General features: G+C 66.7%; 16 protein-coding genes. 11 read left to right on the top strand and 5 right to left on the bottom strand.

Annotated elements, in window-relative coordinates:
• The first annotated feature begins 11 nt into the window (after nucleotides 1-11).
• Nucleotides 12-3,236, top strand: coding sequence for an RNA polymerase sigma factor (locus Poly30_RS06535; protein ID WP_419191037.1), 3,225 nt, complete (start codon nucleotides 12-14; stop codon nucleotides 3,234-3,236).
• Here Poly30_RS06535 and Poly30_RS06530 read toward each other — a convergent pair.
• Together Poly30_RS06530 and Poly30_RS06525 are read right to left on the bottom strand one after the other, a co-directional pair.
• A complete protein-coding gene (locus Poly30_RS06530) occupies nucleotides 3,226-4,548 on the bottom strand; it encodes a HEAT repeat domain-containing protein (protein ID WP_419191036.1) in 1,323 nt (440 codons plus the stop codon). The two genes, Poly30_RS06535 and Poly30_RS06530, sit on opposite strands and share 11 nt — an antisense overlap.
• 197 nt (nucleotides 4,549-4,745) lie before the next feature.
• A complete protein-coding gene (locus Poly30_RS06525; RefSeq protein ID WP_145195478.1) occupies nucleotides 4,746-6,467 on the bottom strand; it encodes a transposase zinc-binding domain-containing protein in 1,722 nt (573 codons plus the stop codon).
• Between the two features lie 226 nt (nucleotides 6,468-6,693).
• On the opposite strand from Poly30_RS06525, the gene Poly30_RS28190 reads away from it, so the two are divergent.
• Nucleotides 6,694-6,858, top strand: coding sequence for a hypothetical protein (locus tag Poly30_RS28190; RefSeq protein ID WP_419191035.1), 165 nt, complete (start codon nucleotides 6,694-6,696; stop codon nucleotides 6,856-6,858).
• Nucleotides 6,800-7,231 (top strand): hypothetical protein, encoded by a 432-nt coding sequence (locus Poly30_RS06520; protein ID WP_145195476.1) that lies wholly within the window; start codon nucleotides 6,800-6,802, stop codon nucleotides 7,229-7,231. The genes Poly30_RS28190 and Poly30_RS06520 overlap by 59 nt, the downstream gene beginning before the upstream one ends.
• Nucleotides 7,232-7,291: 60 nt before the next feature.
• Here the strand turns inward: Poly30_RS06520 and Poly30_RS06515 are convergent, their stop codons facing one another.
• Nucleotides 7,292-7,657, bottom strand: coding sequence for a hypothetical protein (locus Poly30_RS06515; RefSeq protein WP_145195474.1), 366 nt, complete (start codon nucleotides 7,655-7,657; stop codon nucleotides 7,292-7,294).
• 187 nt (nucleotides 7,658-7,844) lie between these two features.
• On the opposite strand from Poly30_RS06515, the gene Poly30_RS06510 reads away from it, so the two are divergent.
• The 7 genes from Poly30_RS06510 (at nucleotide 7,845) to Poly30_RS06480 (ending at nucleotide 18,433) form a co-directional block, all read left to right on the top strand.
• Nucleotides 7,845-9,218, top strand: a complete 1,374-nt coding sequence (locus tag Poly30_RS06510; RefSeq protein ID WP_419191034.1) for a glycosyltransferase family 39 protein — start codon at nucleotides 7,845-7,847, stop codon at nucleotides 9,216-9,218.
• Nucleotides 9,219-9,307: 89 nt separating this feature from the next.
• Nucleotides 9,308-10,276, top strand: coding sequence for a glycosyltransferase family 2 protein (locus Poly30_RS06505; protein ID WP_419191033.1), 969 nt, complete (start codon nucleotides 9,308-9,310; stop codon nucleotides 10,274-10,276).
• Nucleotides 10,273-12,306, top strand: coding sequence for a glycosyltransferase (locus Poly30_RS06500; protein ID WP_145195468.1), 2,034 nt, complete (start codon nucleotides 10,273-10,275; stop codon nucleotides 12,304-12,306). Before Poly30_RS06505 ends, Poly30_RS06500 begins: the two co-directional genes overlap by 4 nt.
• Nucleotides 12,307-12,326: 20 nt before the next feature.
• A complete protein-coding gene (locus tag Poly30_RS06495) occupies nucleotides 12,327-14,096 on the top strand; it encodes an ABC transporter ATP-binding protein (RefSeq protein WP_419191032.1) in 1,770 nt (589 codons plus the stop codon).
• Nucleotides 14,093-16,357, top strand: a complete 2,265-nt coding sequence (locus tag Poly30_RS06490) for a glycosyltransferase (RefSeq protein WP_145195464.1) — start codon at nucleotides 14,093-14,095, stop codon at nucleotides 16,355-16,357. The genes Poly30_RS06495 and Poly30_RS06490 overlap by 4 nt, the downstream gene beginning before the upstream one ends.
• Entirely contained in the window at nucleotides 16,354-17,400 is a 1,047-nt protein-coding gene (locus tag Poly30_RS06485; RefSeq protein WP_419191031.1) for a polysaccharide deacetylase family protein, read from the top strand. The genes Poly30_RS06490 and Poly30_RS06485 overlap by 4 nt, the downstream gene beginning before the upstream one ends.
• Nucleotides 17,393-18,433, top strand: a complete 1,041-nt coding sequence (locus Poly30_RS06480) for a glycosyltransferase family 2 protein (RefSeq protein WP_145195460.1) — start codon at nucleotides 17,393-17,395, stop codon at nucleotides 18,431-18,433. The genes Poly30_RS06485 and Poly30_RS06480 overlap by 8 nt, the downstream gene beginning before the upstream one ends.
• Nucleotides 18,434-18,451: 18 nt before the next feature.
• On the opposite strand, the gene Poly30_RS06475 is transcribed toward Poly30_RS06480, so the two are convergent.
• Complete coding sequence (locus tag Poly30_RS06475) at nucleotides 18,452-19,330, bottom strand: dienelactone hydrolase family protein (RefSeq protein WP_419191030.1); 879 nt, start codon at nucleotides 19,328-19,330, stop codon at nucleotides 18,452-18,454.
• A 25-nt stretch (nucleotides 19,331-19,355) separates the two neighbouring features.
• On the bottom strand, nucleotides 19,356-20,948 hold the full coding sequence (locus tag Poly30_RS06470) for an SLC13 family permease (protein ID WP_419191029.1): 1,593 nt from the start codon (nucleotides 20,946-20,948) through the stop codon (nucleotides 19,356-19,358).
• 671 nt (nucleotides 20,949-21,619) lie between these two features.
• Here Poly30_RS06470 and Poly30_RS06465 point away from each other — a divergent pair.
• Nucleotides 21,620-22,732 (top strand): IS630 family transposase, encoded by a 1,113-nt coding sequence (locus Poly30_RS06465; RefSeq protein ID WP_145195458.1) that lies wholly within the window; start codon nucleotides 21,620-21,622, stop codon nucleotides 22,730-22,732.
• Nucleotides 22,733-22,740: the final 8 nt, after the last annotated feature.

The raw sequence follows: 22,740 nt of genomic DNA, 5'->3' as shown, positions 1-22,740 counted from the left end.
ATAGCCGATCCTTGTCCACCGAATCCACATCCGGGTCCAGCTCGGCCCTCTCCATCGCTCTGGAGCACGCGGACTGGCTGCGGGGCCTCGCGGGTCAGCTCGTGCTCGACGGGGCGGAGGCGGAGGACGTCTACCAGGAGACCTTGCTCGCAGCCCGAACGGCGCGGCGCCCCGTGCACGTCGGCTGGAAGCCCTGGCTCGCGGGTGTCGCGCGCAACGTGGCGAGGACGCGGCGTCGCGGCCAGCGCCGGGCGCGCGCGCGCGAGAGCGAGGCCGCAGAGCAGAGGACACCCGCCCGAAGCGCACTCGAAGACGCGGCACTTCTCGAGCAACAGCGGGCGCTCCTGGCCGCCGTGGAGCGGCTTCCCGAGAACCAGCGTCGCGCCATCCTCGCGCGCTTCTACGACGGTCAGCCTCCCCGCGAGATCGCACGCGTCGAGGGTGTCCCCGTCGCGACTATCGACAGCCGCATGCAGCGGGCGCTCGCGGCGCTCCGGGCGGACCTCGATGAGGCCTACGGGGATCGCTCGACATGGGCGACGATGCTATTGCCGCTGGCGAGCCTTTCTCCGAAGAGCCCGCTCGGAGCCGGCGGCATCGCACTGGCGGCGCTCGCGGGAGTGGCCGCGGTGGCGGGCCTGATGTGGACAGGGCCACTCATCGGTGCGAGGACTGGCGCCGCCTCCCCCACGATCGAGGTCCTGACGGTCGCCTTGGATCCGCCAACGAGCAGCCTTCGAGAGGAAACGGAGTCGACGCCTGCGGAGATCTCGCCGCCAGAAGCCGAGGAGAGATCCTCGCGCGCCCGTCGCCTCCCGGTCAGCCCTCGCGAGTTCCGCGTTTCCGTCCTGGATGACGGACAGGCCATCGTCGGCGCCGAGGTGTTCCATGGAAGCACCGAGGACCTGAAGGCCGAGGCCAGCATCAGTCCGACCGTTCGGCAGACGCTCTGGAATGCTGGCCAGCGCGCCATCACTGGACCGGACGGCTCCGTGATGATCCAGGGGACCCCGCCTATCGTCCTGGAGGCTTCGAGCGAGCTGGGCGCAGGATATGGATGGATCGAAGGTGGGGCCCGCGGCGCCACCATCGAACTCACGCCCGCGCGTCGCCTCACCGTCGAGGTGCGCGGATCCGACGGCGCCGTTCTCGCGGCCGAGGAGGCCGCAGAAACGAGGGTAGTAGCGTTCCACAGCTACCGCCCGCCGCAGAAGGCCAGTCGCGACGCCACCGAGGTTCTCGACTACTACGACCGAGAGAGGATCGGTATCGACGAATCGCTCCAGGTCCGCGACGGCGAGGTGTACTTCCAAAACGCCTGGCTCGGTCGATCCACCGACGAGCACCCCTTCGATACCAGCGTCTGGAATCGCATCGCCATCGACGCGGTGGGAATCGACATCCCCGGAGCCTGTGAGTTCGAACCCGAGGCCGTTTCCACCGACCGCTTCCGCCCCTTCAAGAGAAAGGCCGGAGGCGAAGTGCGCAAGCTACGGCTCCCTCCCCTCGGTTCCCTGAGGTTCGTCGCCATCGACAGCCAGGGACAGCTGAGCGCCTTGAACGGCACGCTATCGCTCAGGTTCAAGAAGCCCGTGGGCGACAGTGACTTTCCCCGTTCGTACACCGCCGAGGTTCGAGAGGGTGTGGCCGATTTTCCACGGTTCGTCACGGGCTCGCGGCCCTTTCGCTACACGCTGTCGTCCGAAACCTCGGGCCTCCAGATCCAGGGCGATGCCACGGGACCCGAACTCGTCGGCCAGCGGCGCGTGGTCACCGTCAGGCACGGCGGTGGACCGGTTGTCACCGCGCGGGTCGTCGACCCCAACGGCCGCCCCATGGCGCAACGGCGCGTCAGCCTGGAGTTCTTCGATCGGCGCCGCGGGCGCACGCTCATGCAGGGAATGGTTCACTGCACGAGCTCCGACGACGGTGCCGTGCGCTTCGAGATTCCCGAGGAACACCGCCACCGTCGGTGCTTTGCCATTCATGTTCGGGAGTCGGAGTTCGTCGGTGTCCCCGAGGCTCTCTACCTATGGGACCTGCCGGACGATGCCGTGACACCTGCGATGGATCTGGGCGACGTCACCCTGAAGTTCCTCGAATCCGCCGTCCTTCGTGGTGTGGTCGTGGACGTGGTGGGCCAGCCAGTGCCCGACGTCCACGTGGTCGCGTTCGTGCCGGGCTACGAGTGCATCGAGGCACGGTCGGACCACAATGGTTCCTTCGTTCTCCAGGCGCTTCAGGCCGAGAACCTGTGCTTCGAGACCAGCAAGCGCGACGGTAGCCTCCTGACCCAGGTGCATCCGCTGGAGCCATCCGCCTGGGAGAAGCCTGTGCGCCTCGTGGTTTCCAGCGGCGCGACCTTCATCGCGTCCATCGATGAATCCGGCTTCGTCGACGACCTGGCCGCGGTCCATGGTTTCCTCAAGAGCGAGTCGGATCCCGACGTGCATGCCTTTCTCCAGCGCACCCCCGAAGGTTCCTGGGAGGCCCACGCGGTGTCGCCTGGGCGCTACCGTCTCTTCGTCCGGTTGAACGGCAACGTCCCGCTGATCGAGGTCCCCGGGATCGAGATCCCTGCAGCGGGCCGAGTCAGCGACCCGCGCGTCGACGCCCTCCGCCTCCGCGACCACATCCGTGCGCTGAACGTCACCTGGGAAGGTCTGCCGAAGCGCGCCGTTCCGCGCCTCGAGGTGCGCTCTCTCGACCCGCGCCCGAGCGTGAGCGGCCTCCTGAAGACCGATATTCACTCCACCAACGGCGAGGCCGTCTTCCTCGTACCCACGCGCCTTCCCGCCTCCGCCCGCTTCCACGTCTACGATGGAAGAGCCGTCTACTTCAGCGACGTCGCCCAGCTGGAGGGCGAGCTTCATCTCACGTTCCCGGACTCCCTGCGCGTGAGAGCGGTGCTCGTGGGCGTTCCTTCCGAGGGCTACCGCTACGAGCTCGTCGGAGAGGAAGGCACTCCCGTCGGCGGCGCTCAGGTTCGAGTGCCCGCCGCGGACCCCAGGGCGGACCCCGCAGCCGACCTCGAGCTGGAGTTCCCCGCCGAAGGGCGCTATCGCCTTCAGCGGGACAAGATCCAGGAGCCCGTTTCGATGGGAGGCGGGCTCATGAACGTGGGCGCGTCCCACCCCGAATCGATCGGCGCGCTCCTCGAGGTTCGGGCCGGCGAAACGCTGCGCATCCGCTTCACCGAACCCGCTGAAAAGAGCGGGTCCGGCGTCACCCGTTGATCCGCTTCTCTCGCACGAAGTTCGTCAGGATCCGGAACACCGACAGGTCCGCGATCTCCGCCGCCGCCTTGGAGGGGCTCTTCCACCACTTCTCGTCCCGGGTCCGGCGCAGATCCTTGAGGCTGTAGCCCATGTGATTCACCGCGAACGCCTGGCACTCCTCGTCGCCCTTCAGGCCCTCCGCCGAGGAGAAGCCCTGCTCTTCGAAGTGGTTCGCCGTGTCGAGGATCACGCCGTGGCCCATCCGGAAGTAGGCCGCGAGATCGCCGGAGCCGTGACGCGCCGCCGCGTAGGGACTGTCGAGCAGGACCTCCGCGCGCTCCGGATCAACGACCTGGATCAGGTGCGCACCCAGCAGGCTGTAGAAGGGTTGCACGCCCCCTTCGAAGACGCCCCGCAGGTACGGCGACTCCAGCGCCGTCGTCGTCGGTCGCGCGAAGACATGGTCGACGACCTCACCCGGAGACGGCGCCTTGCGGATCACCGCCGGGCTCGTGGGAACGACCGTGTAGGAGAGCGCCCAGCACGACGTGAAGAGCGCGCCGCCCGCCCGCACGTACCACTGCACGACCTCCACGTCCTCGGGCGAGATCTGTCCCGTGCAACCGATCATGAGGATCGCGCCAGGCTGCAGCGCCGACTCCTCGAGCTGGCCCGCCTGCACGGTGCGGTAGTGGATCCCGAGCTGCTCCAGGACCTTCTCGATGTGGTCGCCGAGGCCGGGGACGACGACGACGTCCAGCCCCTTGTAGATGCTGGCGTCGCTGGCCGAGTAGCCGTCCAGCTCCTGGCGAGCCTTGATCTCGTCGCGGGTGGCGAAGCGGGCGCGCTCGCCGTTCTTCGCCCACCAGTCGCGCCACGTGGCACGGTCGACGGCGATTCCTTCGCGGTTCGAGAACATCTTCAGCGCTTGCTCCACCGTGGCCAGAACCTGCGCGTTCTCGTCCTCCAGCGCGTCGAGGAGCGGCGCGACGCATTCCCTGGCCGACATCTGGAGCATCCCTTCCGCCGCCGCTCCACGCATCATCCAGTCGTCGTGCTTCAGCAGCTCGGCGAGCGTCGCCACGGCCTCCGGAGCGCGGGTCTTGCCCAGAGCCACCGTCGCGACGTTGCGGAGCGCGATCCCCCGTCCGGTCTTCGCGAGGTCCACGAGCGAACTCACCGCCGCGGCGTGAATCCCCGGCTGGCCGAGCGCGATCGCCGCCTGCTCTTGGACCAGCGAGCTCGTGTGATCTTCTGCGAGACGGATAGGACTTCCAAGCGGGGTGGCGACACAGCTCCCACCGTAGCCTGGGGCCCTATTCTTCGCCACCCATCTTCCCCACCGACCACGCGGCAGCGCCTCAGCGGCCATCGGCCCGGTCCAACGAGCTAAGCACCCCCGGTTCGGCCTCTCCGACCGGCACCACCGGTTCGCTTCACCACGACCTTCAGCCAGCACCCTCCCCGAGAATGCTGGCTGATCTCATTTCACCGAGCCCGATGGCCCGCGCGCCGCTCTCCTGCGCACTACTTCCCGAAGTCCAGCCGCCCTTGCCGAAGCGGCATCGGTATTCGGACTTCGGACTCTGCTGGTGGTGAGCGGCTCGGCCCTGGCGATGACGGGTCCCCCCCACCCAATGAACCGGATGATCTCCTCGCCGCCGCTCTCACCCCCTCCAACACCTTCCGCGCTGTCTCCCGATCTGTGATCACGGAGATCATGTGCCGACGCCCGCGGCAGCGCGGACATCTCAAAACGTCTTCTCCAAAAACTCTCTTCAGAAGATCCGCCCAGCAAATAGACCTCTGACTCTTCGGTGGCTCCCCCAAACCCATCGAGACGTCTTCATCGGCGACGTCGACATCCTTCGGCTCCTTCCGAACCACCGGGCGCGGCACCACTTGATCACGCAATGGCGAAGCAGGTGCAAGCACGCCCTGATACGTCAGCTGGTGCTCACGCGGATGCGGCACGATTCTCCCCAGCCGCGCGAGGAACTGGTAGGGCGTCATGACGAATCCCTTGGTTCCATCTTTCCATGGCTTGCGTAGCAGCCACGAGACCATCCCATCGGGACGCACCTCGAAGCGCTCGAGACTGATGGCGGGCCTCGTCACATAGCGGCAGAGCTTCTCCAGCTGCGCCCGCTGGCCCTTGCGGATCAGCGTCGCTGCGTGCAACGAGAACCCACCTGCGTTCATCACCAGTGGAGGCGGCACGTACTGACTCCCCCAACCCGACGACTGGAATGCCCTGGAAAGATCAGGGTCGATGAGGCGTTTGAGCGGCTGCCCAGCACCTGGGCCGAAGGGCACCAGCGACTTCACCGAGGCCGCCTTCAGGGCTGGAAAGAACGCATCATCACCCGCGTCGCCATAGTCGAGGAGCTGCTGCTCATGCTCACTCGAATCCGCGAACTCAGCAGGTGCCTCGTCGCCTGCGCGCGGCGGAAGGCCGAGCGCAATCGGATCCAGACCATAGCGCTCCAGCACGCGACGAATACGCTTGATCACGTCGCCGTGGACACGTTCGACCTCATCCGACTTGAGGGGGCCCGTGGGCAGGAACACGGGCGGATCGAAAGGGCCGCGCGTGACGTAGACTCCATCCAAGTAGAGGGAGTGTTGATGTACGTTAAGTCCCAACGAGGATTCAAAACGCTGCGTCGAGTTCACGGCGCCGACGTCGAGCCGGACCCGGACCAGGGAGTCAGGAACGGAAGCTGCCGCTTCCACTGGGTCGCCCTTTGGGTCGCCTTGCATTTCTTGCCGCTGACGATCCAGGATCACTTGTCCGCGGCGCTTGTAGGACGCAGACACCGCGCGAATGTGGGCCCGCGTGACCTCTCGGCAGAGCTCCGCGTTCATCGCCATCGCGAGGCGCAGCGGCTTGGGGAACGTGAGCACCCACTGGCGCACATCGACATCGGGGAAGACCCTGTCGACGAGGTGCGCGGCCGTCTGCGCCATCTGGCGCCCGCCGCAGGAGGAACAGATGGTTCGCCCCTTACAGGAGAACGGCACGATCGTGTCCGTCGCGCAGGAGGGGCAACGGAGGCGGCTGAAGCCGAATGCTGGATCGCCGCATTCGAGTAGAGCCTCGAATTCCTGGATGACGTACTGCGGCAGGGAACGGCCGCCGTGCTCGTCCTCGAACTCCTCGAGGAAACCGGGAAGGTGCGCGCGGACGAAATTCTGGAGCGGTGAGCGGCCCCCCGTGCCCCTGAAGATGTCCGGTGGATCGTCCATTCCAGAGGAACGGACCGGTCGAGCTCGAAGCGGGTTGCGCGCAAGGCTCCATGGCCGCGCTACGCCTCAGAGACGTAGCTTGGGCTGCTGGTATCGCTCCGGATAGAGCCCATCGAATCGATCGTTGTGAGCTATCAGATGCTCACGAGCGAGTGGAGCTGTGACCCACCGCTCAGGTGTGGCCAGGAGGGTTCCACTGCCCCGCCCACTTACCATGACACTCCCCATGCTCCGCCTCGCCGTCCTTCTCCTCGCCGGTTCCATCGTTACAGGCCAGGCGCTGTCGATGGAAGCTTGCTTGCTCACCGATTGTGGAATCGGACTCGTGCTCGATGACCCGACCTTCGTCAGCGCCGCGGGGAAGGACTCTCGACGCGCGAGTCAGCGATGACATCGGGGCGTTCGAATTCGCGACGCTGCGCGGCTCTGACGCCACGGTCGCCAGCGCACCCTACGAAGTCCAGATCTTCGGGCCGCCCGGCACGACCGCGCAACTCTTCACCGCGCGGACGTCCCCTGCGGTCACCGGAACCTACCTTCGCACGCCGTCCGGCCTCCAGGGACTCGACCCGAACATACTGCGCCTGCTGGGTACCGTGACGGTTCCCTCCGGCAGAGCGCCTGGCGTGCTTCAGATCCCGATCTCCAGCGATCCGGCGCTCATCGGCACCACGCTCTTCCTACAGGCTGCCCTCTCGAGCTCCGCGTCGCCCACGGGGATGGCCTGGAGCAACCGACTTCGGGCGCTGATTCAAGCCCCCTGACCTGGCACCCTGACGAGCCGCTCTCGCCCCCCCGTCTTCCTTGGCCGGGGGGCATGCACATCACCCACGGTCAATCCTTTCCCCATGACTCTCCTGTTCGCCGTGGCCGCAGCCCTCTACGCCCCTTCTGCACTCCCCAGAGCGATCGGCGCTGGGCTCGGTCGTGCGCAGGAGCTCATCGACGAGCCGCCCTTGCGTCAGCACCCGGGGAGGAAAGAAACCCTTCCACCCACGCTCACGCGCCGCCGCCGCGAGGAAACTGAGGAGCGTCCGCCCCGCGCGCGCACCGGGCACGGCGACGAGCACGTGCGCCAGCCCCATGGGGTCATCGACGCCCTGGACCATCGCCCGCGCCGCGCGCTCGAGCAAGGGCCCATTCCAACCGAGAAACCTGCGATTCGTCGAGACCGATGCTGCGTACGCCATGGGCTGGCAGCTTACGCAGTCGGGGCGGGATTCAGACCCTCAATCCGGACGCGAACTCGCAGCGTGAGCACGGCCAAGAACGGATTCGGAGTGCCTGCGAGTGGGCGCCCGCTGATTTCTCTCCCGCCGGGCCGGGAGTTTCGCTACCGAGTCGTTCGAGGTAGCCTGCTTGCCACCCATGCAGCCCTTGCCCACCGCCACTGACCCGCACCGCGCGCTCTGGAGCCGAAACTCCGGCCTCGTGTGGCTCGTCCTCCTGGCGGCAGCCCTCCGATTCGCCACGCTCGGACGGTGGTCCCTCTGGATCGACGAGGCCTTCACTCTCCACGACGCACATGACTACGTCCCGAGCTACCCGTTCGGCTACGTCATGACGCGGTGGGCCGTGGCGCTCTTCGGGGACAGCGAATTCGCTCTCCGGCTCCTGCCCTGCCTCTTCGGCGTGGCGACCATCGCGGTCCTGGGCTTGCCGGGTGCGAATGAGCAAGAGACCGCGCGCTGGCGACTCGCCGCGCTTCTGCTCGCGCTCTCTCCCTGGCATCTGTTCTGGAGCCAGTCCGCTCGCTACTACGCCCCGCTCACCTTCTTCATGGTGGTGGCCGCACGCGCCATTCCCACCCGGCGCGTGACCGACAGCGATCGCCGCCTCCGCCGTTGGGGACTCGCGGTGGCTGCGGGAGGCCTCGCATTGATCTGCCATCCGTCGGCGGCCTTCTTTCTACCTGGCGCGCTGGTCTATTCCTGGTCGTTGATTGATCGTCGCGCCCGCCTGTACGGGCTTGGTTTCGTCCTCGCCGGCGGCGCCTTTGCGCTGTACCGCTACGGATACCTCGTCCCCATTCACCTGCAGTACAAGGGACAGGGTTCACCGCTGCAGTTCGTCACGAGCTTCGGGTTCCTCGCCGGCCCACTGATGCTGTCCGTCGCCGCATTCGGCCTGATCCGAACGCTCGTGACGCGCGATGCGCTGTCACGGGACGAAAGAGCGCGGATGGAGATCTGCTTCGGTGTCCTGAGCGGCCTGATCTTCCTCGCCGTCTCGTTCTGGCTCTTCGTCACGGGCTACCACGCGATCGCCGCCCTTCCCTTCTTGATGCTGCTCGCCGCCCGCGGCGCCCTTTCCACTCAGCGCTGGCCGCGCCGCATTCTGGTGGCAGCGCTCATTCTGGAGCAGCTCATGGGCCTGGGGCTCTACCACCGCTCCAGCGGAATGCGGCCCCGGTACCGCGAGGCCGTGCAAGTCATGGCGGAGTGGCCCGAGGCCGTCGTCTATGCGACGCGAGACGAACCCGTGGCGTATTACCGCGGGACAGGCCGCCGCGTGCTGCGTGATTCGCCCGACGCTCGCCCGTTCGAGCGGGATTCACTGGATGAATTCATCGGCATTGTCGAGTCAGGAAGACCGGCCTGGCTCCTGATTCATCCCGATGACCTCCATGGGTGGCCCAAGTCCGAACAAGCGCGCCTCATGGTGCTTACCGAAGGACATTTGAGGGCCTCTCTCCCCAACCATCTGGGTCCCAAGGAGCTATCGTTGAGGGTCTACGCCTTCCATCACTGAAGACTCCGGGAGAGGGCGGATCTGGCGACCTGGTTGTGCCGGAGACGACCCATTCGAGTGGAACCATGCAGGCCCGAGTAGCGCGACGATTGAGAGATCCACTCCCGACCGGTGAGTCCACGCTGGATGTCTCGATCATCGTCCCCTTCTGGAACGAAGCGGGGAATCTCCTGCGCTTGTCGGAGGCCCTCCGCGAGGCGCTGTCCGGACAAACCAGGAGCTGGGAGGTACTCCTCGTCGATGACGGGAGCACGGACACCTCCGTGGGAGATGCCGAGGGCATTCGAGAGGCCGACGAACATTTTCGGCTGGTCTCGCTGAAGACGCACCTGGGCAAATCCGCCGCGCTGGCAGCGGGCCGCGACCGCGCACGGGGCTCGTTCATCGTGACAATCGACGCCGACCTCCAGGACCCGCCCGACATGATCCCGGTCTTCCTGGACAAACTGGACGAGGGTTTCGATGTGGTGGCTGCGGTCCGGAACAAGCGCCAGGAACCGATGCATCGCCGCGCCGCCTCGGCCGTCTTCAATCGGACGATGAAGTGGGCGACAGGCGTACCGCTCCAGGACATGAATGCGGGCTTGAAGGCGTACCGCAAGTCGGTGATCGACACCATTCACCTCTCGCGAGGGATGCACCGCTTCATTCCTGTTCTGGCCCACGGGCTTGGGTTCTCGGTGGCGGAAGTCCCCGTTCAGCACGGCGAGCGTTTCGCCGGTCGGACCAAGTACGGGCCGTGGCGCTACGTGGAGACGGTCGCCAGCCTCGGAACCGTGATGCTGCTCAGGCACGGCCCGGATGCTGCGATGCACAAGCTCACGCGAACGGCAGCGCTGTTCGGCGCATTCGGCACGGCGCTGATCCTCCTCGGCTGGCTGCTCGGAATGCCGGCTATCCAGGTCGGCGGAGTGATCACCTTCCTGCTCGGGACTCAGTTCCTCGTCGGTCGCCTGGTCGCAGAGATTCTCCTCCAGTTCCACTGCTCCGCCAGCAGTGCCCTTCCGGCCTACGAAGCGGAGTCCCCGGCCCCGGTCGAAGAGAGCCTGCGCCCATGAGGTTCTCGGTCGTCGGACCCTCCGCACCGCTCCGGGGAGGGATCGCTCAGCACACGGATCGAATCGTCGAGGCACTCGGTGCCGAGCACGAGGTCGATCTCTATCCTCTCATCCGTCAGTACCCACGGTGGCTGTTCCCCGGGCGCTCCCAGCTCGATCCTGGCGCGAGGGCGCGCACCGAAACACGGATCGCCCTGGACCCGTACCAGCCCGGGACGTGGAAAAGAGTCGCCTGTGACATCGCGGGACGGCGTCCGGACCTCGTGCTCGTTCAGTGGTGGCACCCATGGTTCGCCCCCATGACGCGCGGCCTCCTTTCAGCCCTGCGCCGCGAACTCGGCGAGGCTGCGCGCATCACGGTGATCTCCCACAACGCCCTCCCGCACGGAGCTGTTCCCTTCCAGCGAACCCTCGCCCGCCATGGCCTTGGCCGCGCTCGCCGATTCGTCGTCCACGCAGAGGCCGAGAGAGTTCGACTGCAGGGGCTGGTGGGCCGCGGGGCAACGATTCATCGAATGCCCCTCATCAACCTGGCGCCCGAGGGAGCCGCACCGGATCGACGAGTGGCACGACAGGCCCTGGGATGGACGGACGAACGGATCGTGCTCTTCTTCGGACTCGTTCGCGAGTACAAGGGTGTGCGCGATCTCATCGAGGCGCTGCCGCTCATGGCCGAGGCTCGGATTCGCGTGGTCATCGCCGGCGAGTTCTATGAGCCCATCGCCAGGTACGAGCAGCTGGCCGAGCGCCTCGGGGTGACCGACCGCGTGGTCTTCCGGGACGAGTTCGTTCCGGAAGAGGAAGTGGCGGCGCTCTTCGCGGCTGCGGACGTCGTGGCGCTCCCCTATCGGTCGGCCACCCAGAGTTCGGTGCTCCCGCTGGCGATTCACTATCGCAAGCGCTTCGTCGTGACGGACGTGGGAGGGCTCGTCGAGGCGTCGCAGGGCCTCGCCGAGGCCGTGCCGGCACGCTCGCCCGGGCAGCTCGCCGCAGCGCTCGACCGGGCGCTTGCTGCGGGTCCGGAGCTCGACGAGAGCGAACTCGATCGCTGGGAAGTGGCCGAGCAAGCGTTCACACTGGACGGCATTCGCCGGGCGTTCGAAGGGGTCGCGCGGGCTGCGGCCGGGTCGCCTTCCGGGGCACCCGCGGATGGAGCGACGGTGGTGGTCTCCGCCCATGGCGAGTGCCCGGACCTCGAGGACACGGTCCGTGCACTCGTCGAGCAAGTGGGCGTGCCGCAACCGGAAGTCCTCGTCGTCTACGATGGCGACGAAGCACCGCTTCGTGCGCGCCTCGCGCAGTTCGCAGCCCGCGGCGTTCGCGTGGTGCCCGAGCCGGCGTTCGGCCTGAACGTCAAGCGGAACCGCGGCCTTCAGGAAGCGTCGCACGATCGCGTCCTCTTCACCGATGACGACTGCGTCCCAGACCCGGAATGGGTGCAAGGCATGTGCGCCGCCCTGAACTCCCACAGCGTGGTCACCGGGCGCGTGCTGCCCCTCGGCGTGGGCGTCGCTGCCAGCGTGCGGGAAGGCTCGGAAGCGCGCACCTTCCGTGGACCTCTGGCAGTGCTTCTCCCGTGGAGGGCTGGCTGCGGGAACAACCTGGGCGTTCGCAAGGCCCACGCCAGGGCCATCGGCGGATTCGACGCGCGAATCGGAGTTGGCACCTGGTCCGGGGCCGCGTGCGACACCGAGTTCCTCTTCCGTTCGCTCCGCGCCCGCGGCGGCGAGGTCTACTACGCTCCGGATGCCGTGGTGCGCCACCGGCAGGAACCGCTGGGTCCCGCCGTCCTCCGAAAGCGCCGCAACTACTACCGCGGCATGTCGTTCATGGCGCGGACCATTCATCCCCACTCCGCCGCAGCCTGGTCCACGGCCCTGCTTCGTGTGTGCGGCACCGCGGCCGCGCGCGCCTGGTCTGGCGTGCGGCTGGATCGCTCCGGCTGGCAAATCCACGGTGCCGAATTCCACGGTGCGGTCGAGGGCTTCTTTCCGCCGAAGCCCCCAGGACCCGAGGGGGCCAGCTCATGAAGCAGCCCCCCATCGCACGCGTGCTTCGCCCCCTCGCACGGGCCCATCGGGGCCTCGTGGCCGCGCTCCTGGGCGTCGGCGCACTGGCCAGCCTGTGCGAGGGCATGGGCATCAGCCTGTTCCTTCCTCTGCTGCACAGCATGGATCCCGCTGGATTCGAGGAGGGAACGGGGGGAGCCCTGGGTCGTGTGTTCCACCGCGTGTTCGAAGGCGTCCCGGAGGGAGCACGGATGCAGGTCGTACTCGGCGCGATGTTCGCTCTCCTCGCCGCGAAGGCGGGCCTGAACGCGGCCAGCGGCCTGCTCTTCGCCCGCCTGGACGCGCGTCTGGTGAACGAGCTTCGACAACGTGTCATGGACCAAGCACTGCGCGTCAGGCTCGGGTTCATCGAGCGCCAGCGCACCGGCGACATGGTGGCGCTCGTGCAGAACCAGACCTGGGAAACGAGTGGTGCTCTTGCGACCCTCATCGGCATCGTGATCCGACTGGCGACCATCACCGTCTTCGGGCTCGCGCTGCTCTCGATCTCCTGGCGGATGACCCTGACAGTGGCCGCAGCGCTGCTCGTCATCTCATGGATCGTGCGCCAGATCGGGCGGCGAGTCGACCGGCTGTCCGAGGACGGCCTCCGGGAATGGAACACGCTCTCGCAGCGCTGCATCGAGGTCCTGCGGGGGCAGCGAACCGCGCGGGCCTTCGGGCGGGAGGATCACGAGCGAGCGGCGTTCGCGGCTTCTTCCACGTCCACGAGCCAGGCCTACTGGCGCGTCGAGCGGATCCGCGCGCTGGTCAACCCGACCTCGGAGCTGATGGTCGCGGCGCTGCTCGCTGGAGTTCTGCTCCTGTCCGTGAGCGATCCCGGGAAGCTCCCCGCGGTCCTCACGTTCATGTTCATCCTCTTCCGGCTGCAGCCACAGGTTCAGCGCCTCGACACGGACCGGGTGAATCTGGCCGCGTCGGCGCCGGCCGTGCGCACAGTGACGGGCTTCCTCCACGAGGCAGACAAGCCCTACCTGCCCGAAGGGACCCGCCCCTTCCGCGGCCTGGAGGACAGCATCAGCCTCCATGACGTGTCTTATCGCTACGACGGACAGGCCGACAAGGATTCGGCGCTCAGGGGCGTGACCGCCAGGATCCCGGCGAACCGCACGACGGCGATCGTGGGCCCCTCCGGGTCGGGGAAGAGCACGCTCACCTACTTGCTGATGCGCTTCGCGGATCCACTGGAGGGAACGATCCACCTCGACGGCATCGGACTCGCGGAGTTCGAGCTGGCGACCTGGCGCGCCGGGATCGCGCTGGTGAGCCAGGACGCACACGTCTTCCACGCGACCGTGGCCGACAACATTCGCTACGGGCGGCCGGACGCATCGGATGCTGCGGTGCGTGAGGCGGCCAGGAAAGCGCACGCGCACGAATTCATCGAGTCGCTGCCCGCCGGCTACGATACGCCCCTCGGGGAGGAAGGTATCCAGCTCTCCGGGGGACAGCGTCAACGGATCGCACTGGCTCGCGCACTCATTCGAGACGCGCGCATCCTCGTCCTGGACGAGGCCACGAACGCCCTCGACGCGATTGCAGAGAACGTGATCCAGGACGCGCTCGCAGAGCTGGCCGGACACTACACGATGATCGTCATCGCCCATCGCCTGGCCACCATCGAACAGGCGGATCACGTGCTCGTGCTGGACCGGGGCATCCTGGTGCAGCAGGGAGAGCGCGGGCGACTCCTCGCAGAGGAAGGTCTCTTTTCACAGCTTCACGAACTTCAACCGGGTCGAACACCATGACCGAGCGTTCCAGCCAGCAGGGTGCGGCCACCCAGAGTCGCGGCGATTCAGCCGATGCACGAGGAGTGCAACCGGCGGTTTCCGTCGTCATGATCTTTTTCGAAGCCGAGCGTTACTTTCGCGCGGCGATCGAGAGCGTCCTCGCCCAGACGTTCGATGACTGGGAGCTCCTGCTCGTCGACGACGGTTCGACGGATGGTGGTCCGGCCATCGCGCAGGAGTTCGCGGCCGCGCATCCCGGCCGGATCCGATACGTCCAGCATCCTGGCGGCACCAACCAGGGAATGAGCGCGTCCCGCAACCTGGGCATCGCGCAGTCCCGCGGCGATCTGATCGCGTTCCTCGATGCGGACGATGTCTGGATGCCGTTCAAGCTGACCCACCAGGTCGATCTGCTGAGGCGGTCGCCCGACATAGGGATGGTGTACGGGCCCACGGAGTACTGGTTCAGCTGGACGGGCGACCCGGCTGACCGGGACCGGGACTTCCTCGGCCGGCTGGCCGTGGAGCCCGGCCGCAAGATCGATCCGCCGGAGCTGCTGGTCCGGTCCCTCGAGACGCATGGTGGCATGCTCCCCGGGATCTGCAGCCTCGTCGTCCGCAAGAGCGTGCTGGAGGACGTCGGCGGGTTCGATCCCAGCTTCCGCGGGAGCTACGAGGACCAGGTGTTCTTCTCAAAGGTGTTCCGCCACGCGTCAGTGCTGATCACGGACCGCTGTTCGGATCGCTACCGACAGCACGACGACTCCTGCTGCGCCATCGCACAGCGCACCGGCGAGTACGATCCAGACGGCCCACACCCGGCGCGCGAACGGTTCCTGGAATGGCTCGAGGTCTACGTCGCCGAGCATCCGCTGGAGGCTGGGAGCCCCTGGAAGAGTCGCTTGCGGAGCGCGCTCGATCGCGAGTGGCTCCCGTACAGGCACCCGGTCCTTCACTCATTCAAGGCGCTGGGCGAGCGAGTCCAGCGGGTCCCACGCAAGCTGCTGAAGACAGCGAAGAAGAGGCTTCCGGAGCCGCTTCGCATGCGCCTGCGGCGCCGGTTCCGCGACTGGCGGTTCATCCCGCCGGTCGGCTGGGTGCGCTTCGGGAGCTTCCGATCCCTGGCCCCCATCAGCCGCGATTTCGGATTCGATCGCGGCACGCCGATCGACAGGTACTACGTCGAGGCCTTCCTCGCACGGCACGCGCCCGACATTCGTGGCCGCGTTCTGGAGGTCGGTGACGATGCCTACACGCGGCGCTATGGCGGTGACGCCGTGGTGTCCCACGACGTGCTTCATGTGCAAGCGGGAGCCGAGGGCGCGACGATCGTCGCCGATCTGGCCAGCGCGCCGCACATTGCCTCGGATTCGTTCGACTGCATCATCCTGACCCAGACCCTCCAGTACGTGTTCGACCTGCGCGCCGCCGTCGAGACGATCCATCGCATCCTGGCGCCGGGTGGCGTCGTGCTGGTCACGGCCCCCGGCCTGACCCAGATCGTGGAGTGCCCCTGGCGTGAGAACTGGTTCTGGGGTTTGACCGAGGCCTCGGGGAAGGCGCTCTTCCTGGAGCGCTTCCCGATGGAGCAAATCCGCGTCGAGACACCGGGCAACGTCGTGACGGCGACCGCTTTCCTGCAGGGAGTGGCCGCCGAGGAGCTGCGCCAGAAGGCGCTGGACCACGACGATCGTGACTATCAGGTGCTGGTGACGATCCGTGCGGAGAAGCCCACCGAGGCCTACATGCGCCAGATGTCGGGTCGCTGGGACTACACGGGTCGCCATCAGGACTCGTACGGTGACGACACGACCTACGAGATGGGCATGGGGTTCCTGGACCTCCCGGGCGCTCAGATCGAGGACTGGGGCTGCGGCCTGACGTACGCGCGGAAGTTCGTCAAGAACGCGGAATACATCGGCGTTGACGGTAGCGCGAGCCGCTGGACCGACAAGAACGTCGACCTCTGTCTCTACCGATCCAACGTCGACTGCATCTTCCTTCGACACGTTCTCGAGCACAATCCGAACTGGGAGCCGATCCTGGACAATGCGCTGCACTCCTTCCAAAAACGGATGGCGTTGATCGTCTTCACGCCGTTCGGGGAGGAGACCCATGAGCTGATGCAATGGTCCGGCATCCCCGACATCTCGTTCCGGAAGGAGGACCTGACCTCACGGTTTCCAGCCGATGTCACCGTCGTGGAGAAGACCGTCAAGACGGATACCCAGTACGGGACCGAAACCCTGTTCTTGCTGGAAAGGAACGCCGGAGAATGAGGGTCCCGGGGGTGGCCAAGGCCCGGCGGATCGGGTCGATCGCACGTCATCGGGTTCGCCCGAGCGCGGCGGTCTTGATGTATCACCGCGTCGCGACCCCCCCCTGCGACCCCTGGGACATCGCGGTCAGCCCGGAGAACTTCGCGGCCCACCTCGAGGTCCTCGCCTCACTGCCGAGGGTGATCTCGATCGGTGAGCTCGGGGACTCCCTGAGGCGCGGGCACGTCGAGCGTTCGGTGACCCTGACGTTCGACGATGGGTACCTCGATAATCTGGAGTGTGCAGAGCCGCTACTCGCTCGCCACGGCCTTCCGGCAACCGTCTTCGTGACGACGGGTGGGCTGCGTACGGGCGGCGACACCATGTGGTGGGACGTCGTGGGCAAGGCACTCCTGCACCAGCAGTCACTCCCGCCGAGCCTCGAACTCGGGCGTGGCGAGAGCGCTCGAACGTGGGTGATGCCAGAGCCCTGCCATGAAGACCTGGCACGCTGGCGTGCGGAGCCCTACGGCCGTCGCGAGAAGAAGCGCCCGGTGCCCGACCGGGGGCGCGTCTACCTCGATGTTTACGCTCACCTGGCGGAGTGCGAGGCACGGGATCGCGAGCTGCAGATCGAGCAGCTCGGCGCCTGGGCGGATTCCGTGGGAGTGGAGACGCGGCCCGGACGCGATGAGCGCACGATGACGGCGGACGAGGTCCGAACCCTGGCCGGTCGGGACGGGATGACCATCGGCTCGCATACCCAAAGCCACCCCTTCCTGTCCCGCGTGGACGCGGGCCGGCGCCGGGAAGAGCTCGCGGGGAGCAAGCGTGAGCTGCAGGAGGTCACAGGCGAAGAGGTCGTCGACTTCAGCTACCCGAACGGAGACGTTCCCACCACCGGGGCCGAGGAGGTCGCGCGCGCGGGCTTCGCCACCGCCTGCACGTCCCGCGGCGCGGCCGCCTTTCCGGGGCAAAGCCCGCTGGCGATCCCTCGACTGATCGTTCGGGACTGGGAACAGGAGCGCTTCGCGCGCTGGCTCTGGCAATGGGGTCATGGCTAGTTCCCCTATCGTTTCGGTCGTCGTGATCTTCCTGGACGCCGCTCCCTTTCTGGCGGAGGCCATCGCCAGCGTGAAAGCCCAGACGTGGCAGCGCTGGGAGCTGATTCTCGTGGACGACGGCTCCACCGACGGCAGCTCTGCCATCGCCCGCGAGGCCGCGGCGAGAGATCCCGAGCGCGTGAGCCATGTGACCCATGAGGGAGGCAAGAACTGCGGCATGAGCGCGTCGCGGAACCTTGGCATCGCACGGGCCAGGGGGGAATACGTCGCCTTTCTGGACGGCGACGACGTCTGGTATCCGGAGAGGCTGGCGCGGCACGTGGAGCTGCTCCAGGCCCATGAGGACTGCGTCCTGGTGGCGGGTCCCACCGAGATGTGGTTCACCTGGGTCAAGGCCAGCGAGGACCCGGCCTGGAAGTACGTGGGTCGGGAAGACTCCGTTCGACCACTCGGCCTGGACGACGGCCCGGTCGACCCACCGGGCTACCTCATCGACGTGCTGGAGGAGCATGCCAAGACGCCCGCCATGTGCAGCTTCACCGCGCGGACCCGGGCCGTCAGAGACGTCGACGGTTTCGACAACGACTTCCGCGGCATGTTCGAGGACCAGGTGTTCTTCTCGAAGATGCTTCTGCGCGGTCGCGTGTGGATCACGACGGAGGTTCTCGACCGCTATCGGCAGCATCCCGGAAGCGCCTGTTACGCGGCTCGGCTCGAGGGGCACTACCATGGATCCCCGGGGAATCCGGATCAGCGCGCCTTCGTGGAGCGCGTCGAAGCGTACCTGGCGCGTCAGGAGGAGGTGCCTCCGGCGCTGGAGCGCGCCCTGGCGCGATGGCGGAGACGACTGCGCCATCCGCGGATGACGCTCCTGGGCGATGCCGCGCGGGACCCGCGCCGATCGCTGCGCATGTCGATGCGCTTCCTCGCCTCGAAGGCGCTGCCCGAGCGGATCTATCGAAGCATCTGGGTCCGTGCCCAGGGCTTCGACCCACGGCATGACGCGCCACGGGAGACGCCTCCGACTGGTTGAGCGCGAGGCGCCTGGTCGTCAGAGCGTCGCGAAGAGAGCGAGCATCCGCTGCCTGGCACGGTCCGCTGCGGCCGCGTCCCACGCAGGAGAATCCGGCACGCACCAGCCGTGGTCGGCGGGGTAGACCTCGATCTCGGCGGGGCGGCCCGCGGCGTCTGCTGCCTCCCGGAGCGTTCCCTTGGCGGCGGGATCGCGCTCGTCGTCATTGCGGGCGATGGCGAATAGATACGACGCCTGCGTCCTGTCGAGCAGGCGGTGAGGGCTATCGGGAGCATCGGTCGCCAGACCCCCACCGTGGAAGGACGCGGCGGCCGCCACGCGGTCCGGCACCGCAGCCGCTGTGCGCACCGTGAAAGGACCGCCCATGCAGTAGCCGTTGCTGCCGATCCCACGCGCCTTGTCGACGACTTCTTCCCCATCGAGAAAGGCGACGAACGCGCGGGCATCGCGCGTGATGGCTTCGGGATCGAGCTGCTCTCGCAGCGGTGAGATCTTGGCCCTGCCCTCGGGCGTTCGCCACTCGGCGAAGCTCTCGAGGATCGGTGCGACGAGGCCGCGGTAGTACTGATTCACGACCAGAACCGCATACCCCTCGGCCGCGAGCGATCGGGCCATGATCTTCTTGGCCTCGCGCAGTCCCGCAACGTCCGGCCACATGATCACGCCCGGATGCGTGCCCTCCGACGGATGAACGAAGAAGGCGTCGGCCCTGCCGTCGGCGGTGGGGATGAGAACCTCCTGTTCGATCAGATCATCACTACCGGGATCCCGGCTCCCGAAGGACGTGGCCGCACAGCTCGCCAGTGCCGCGCTGGCCCCGAGCGCCGCGAACTCGCGGCGCGTGAGCCCGCGACGGCCAAGTTGGCCTCTTCGGCCTCGGAAGTGAATTCGTCGCACATGTAGGGAGGGTACCGCGAATCCCTCAGAAGGGCCAGATCAGCGGCGCGAGCACGATCGTGATGACGCCCAGTCCGAGGTTCAGGGGGGCGCCGATCCGCAGGTAGTCCGCGAAGCGATACCCACCGGGGCCCATCACCATCATGTTGGTCTGATAGCCGATGGGCGTGCAGAAGCTCGCAGATCCGGCCATCATCAACGAGTAGATGAACGGCTCGAGGTGAACGCCCAGGCGTTCCGCGGATCCGATCGCGACCGGGAAGACCAGGGCCACCGCGGCATTGTTCGAGATTAGCTCGGTCAGCACCGTCGTGACGAGGTACATCGCAGCGAGGACCGCCAGCGGGCTGCCTCCCGCCACGCCCATGAGGCCTTCCACCGCCACGGATGCGAGGCCGCTCTTCTCGATCGCCGTGCCGATGCCAAAAGCGGACGCGATGACGAGCAGGGCGCTCCAGTCCACGCTGTCACGGGCCGCCTGGACGGAGGTACAGCGCGCGATCAACATCAGGCCCGCCGCCAGCATCGACGCGTGCAGCATGGAGAGCACGCCGGTCGCGGAGGCGAGCACCATCGCCGCGATGATCAGAATCGCGGACGTCGCGTGCTGGTGCCGACGCGAGCTGGAGTCCTCGAGCTGGCTCACGAGGAAGAAGTCCCGGTTGTTGCGATGATGCTCGACGAATTGACTGCGGGCCTCGAGGAGCAGCGTGTCCCCCGGCTGCATGACGATCTCGCCGACCTGGCCGCGGACTCGCTCGCCGTTGCGAGCGACCGCGATGATGACGGCGTTGTAGAGGGTCCGAAAGCGCGCGATCTTGACCGTCCTGCCGACCAGCGGGCTGGTCGTGGAGACGACGGCCTCGACGAGACTCCGGTTGTGCCGGGCCTCGTCGAGCTTGAAGATCTGATTCGTGGCCGGGAGCAGCCCCCGAACGGTCTGCAGTTCCTTGATGGACTCCACGACGCCCGTGAACACCAGGCGGTCCCCTTCCCGAAGGAGCTGAGTCGGCCCGGGAGCCATGATCAGGTGGCCTTCCCTCTCGATCTCCACCAGGTAGGCCCTCGGCAGGGAACGCAGTCCTGCGCCCTCGACGGTTCGCCCCATGAGCGGCGACCCCTCGGGCACCATCATCTCCGCGGTGTACTCTCGAACATCGTGCAGGCTACTGGTCGCGGAGCCGCGGTCGGGCAGAAGCTTCGGGCCGGCGAAGATGACGAACGCCGCCCCCACCAGCGCACACGGCACACCGAGCCACGCGATGTCGAAGATCCCGAGCCGGCCGAGCGAGGTTTGCTGTTCGACGAGTCCGCTGACCACGAGGTTCGTGCTCGTACCGATCAGCGTGCAGGTGCCGCCGAGGATCGCCGCGTACGACAGGGGCAGCATCAGCTTCGACGGCGCGATCCCCAGCTTGCGCGCCCAGTCCCGGACGGCCGGGATCAGCATGGCGACGACCGGCGTGTTGTTCAGGAAGGCGCTGAAGCCGATCACCGGAATCATGATCCTCAGGAGCGCGCTTCGCAGCGTCCGCGGCGATCCCAGGGCCCCCCGCGCGATCGCGTCGATCACGCCTGTTTCCCGCACCCCCGCCGCGACGATGAAGAGCGCGCCCACGGTGACCAGCCCGGGTTCGAAAGCCCCGCGAGGGCCTCGTGAGCGTCCAGAACGCCAATGCGCCAGCCACCGGAAGGCGCGGGCATCGGCACCGCGAGCAGCAGCGTCAAGCCGCCCAGCAGGATCACATCCGGGGGAATTCGACTACGAACGAGCGCCGTAAGAATGACCGCGAGGACGGCGAGGCAGAATGCGGCTTGTGGACTCAAGGGCAGAAAACGTTACATGCCGACGCTCGACAGGTGGTCCATGGAAGAACGTGCCCGGTCTCGTCTCCCTCCACGGTAACGTCTCGCCAAACGTCGGAGTGCCTCGAAGCAACGGGAATGCTGCCCTGGTGTGAATCCTGTTCAGCGGGCAGGGAGCGATCGCTGACCCCCTCGCCCGATCGGGCCCTGGCTTTGATGCCATTGGGGTCGGGTGTCCCGAATCAGAAGTTCGTCGAATTGGTTTCGCCTGTTTCGCCTGTTTCGCCCCGTAGCTGCGTTGCCGAACCTTGGACGGAACTACTGCTACGCACTGCGGTTCGGACGCCTTGCCACGAAACGAAACAGACTGAAACTAATGCGACGAACTTCTGATTCGGGGCACTAGTGCCCCGCGGCAAAAGTTCGTCGAAATAGTTTTCACCGTTTCAAGGCCGATGCGTATGTGCGAGCATGGCACGAACAATGGGACGACCGAAGGCGGAACTAGTGTTGACGACCGAGGAGAAGGCGGAGCTTCAGCGACTGGCGCGAAGGAGGAACGTCGGCGTTGTGGTTGCGGAGCGCGCGCGCATCATCCTCGAGTGTGCCAAAGGGTTGGAGAACATCCAGGTAGCCGAGCGGCTGGGCATCACGAATCAAACCGTCGGCAAGTGGCGGAAACGCTTCATTGACTCTCGGCTCGAAGGCCTCTCGGACGACTTCCGCAGTGGCAGGCCGCGCTCGGTGTCGGATCGCGACGTTGAAAAGATCGTCGACACCACCCTGCACAAGGACCCGAAGGCCGCAACGCATTGGTCCTCCAGGATGCTCGCTGAGCAGCTCGGAGTTTCGCCAACAGCGGTGCAGAGGGTCTGGCGTGCGTTCGGGTTGCAGCCTCATCGTACGGAGAGTTTCTCTCTGTCGAAGGACCCATATTTCGTTGAGAAGGTCCGCGATGTCGTCGGGCTGTACATGTCGCCACCGGACAACGCACTGGTCCTCTGTGTCGACGAGAAGTCGCAAATGCAGGCCCTAGAGCGCTCTCAGCCGCTGCTTCCGATGCAGCCGACGCATCCCGATCGCCGCACTGCCACCTACTCACGCAACGGGACGACTTCACTATTCGCCGCCCTTGATATCGCAACGGGACGAGTCATTGGTAAGACCTTCAGGCGGCACCGTGCCAGCGAGTTCATCAGGTTCCTCGGCGAGATCGACAGCGCCGTTCCAGCGGACCTGGAGCTCCACCTCGTCTTGGACAACTACGCCACGCACAAGACCCCTGAGGTCAAGCGATGGCTCCTGCGTCACCCGCGCTTCCACATGCACTTCACCCCGACAAGCTCGTCATGGCTCAATCTCGTGGAGAGCTTCTTCTCGATCGTCGAACGCCGCGTGACGAAGCGAGGCAATCACCAGTCCGTCACTGCGCTCGAGAAGGACATCCGCGTATTTCTCGATGATCACAACTCGGATCCCAGACCATTCGTTTGGAAGAAGACAGCTGACCAGATCCTCGACAGCCTGAAGCGCTACACCGCGAAGGCTGGCGCGCTCCGCGCCGAGAAGGCGAAACGCGGCAGCAAGGCCAAGTAGCGGCACTG

The organism is Saltatorellus ferox (assembly GCA_007751475.1).
GTDB lineage: Bacteria > Planctomycetota > UBA1135 > UBA1135.
Note: the sequence above shows the minus strand (reverse complement) of the source record. Positions and strands in the feature narration are given on the sequence as shown.

Excerpts from the sequence above, each read along its gene's own strand:
- Poly30_RS06485 (WP_419191031.1), top strand. The coding sequence starts at position 16,354 with ATGAGGGTCCCGGGGGTGGCCAAGGCCCGGCGGATCGGGTCGATCGCA.
- Poly30_RS06520 (WP_145195476.1), top strand. The coding sequence starts at position 6,800 with ATGACCCGACCTTCGTCAGCGCCGCGGGGAAGGACTCTCGACGCGCGA.
- Poly30_RS06490 (WP_145195464.1), top strand. The coding sequence starts at position 14,093 with ATGACCGAGCGTTCCAGCCAGCAGGGTGCGGCCACCCAGAGTCGCGGC.
- Poly30_RS06500 (WP_145195468.1), top strand. The coding sequence starts at position 10,273 with ATGAGGTTCTCGGTCGTCGGACCCTCCGCACCGCTCCGGGGAGGGATC.
- Poly30_RS06480 (WP_145195460.1), top strand. The coding sequence starts at position 17,393 with ATGGCTAGTTCCCCTATCGTTTCGGTCGTCGTGATCTTCCTGGACGCC.
- Poly30_RS06515 (WP_145195474.1), bottom strand. The coding sequence starts at position 7,657 with ATGGCGTACGCAGCATCGGTCTCGACGAATCGCAGGTTTCTCGGTTGG.
- Poly30_RS06525 (WP_145195478.1), bottom strand. The coding sequence starts at position 6,467 with ATGGACGATCCACCGGACATCTTCAGGGGCACGGGGGGCCGCTCACCG.
- Poly30_RS06465 (WP_145195458.1), top strand. The coding sequence starts at position 21,620 with ATGGGACGACCGAAGGCGGAACTAGTGTTGACGACCGAGGAGAAGGCG.
- Poly30_RS28190 (WP_419191035.1), top strand. The coding sequence starts at position 6,694 with ATGCTCCGCCTCGCCGTCCTTCTCCTCGCCGGTTCCATCGTTACAGGC.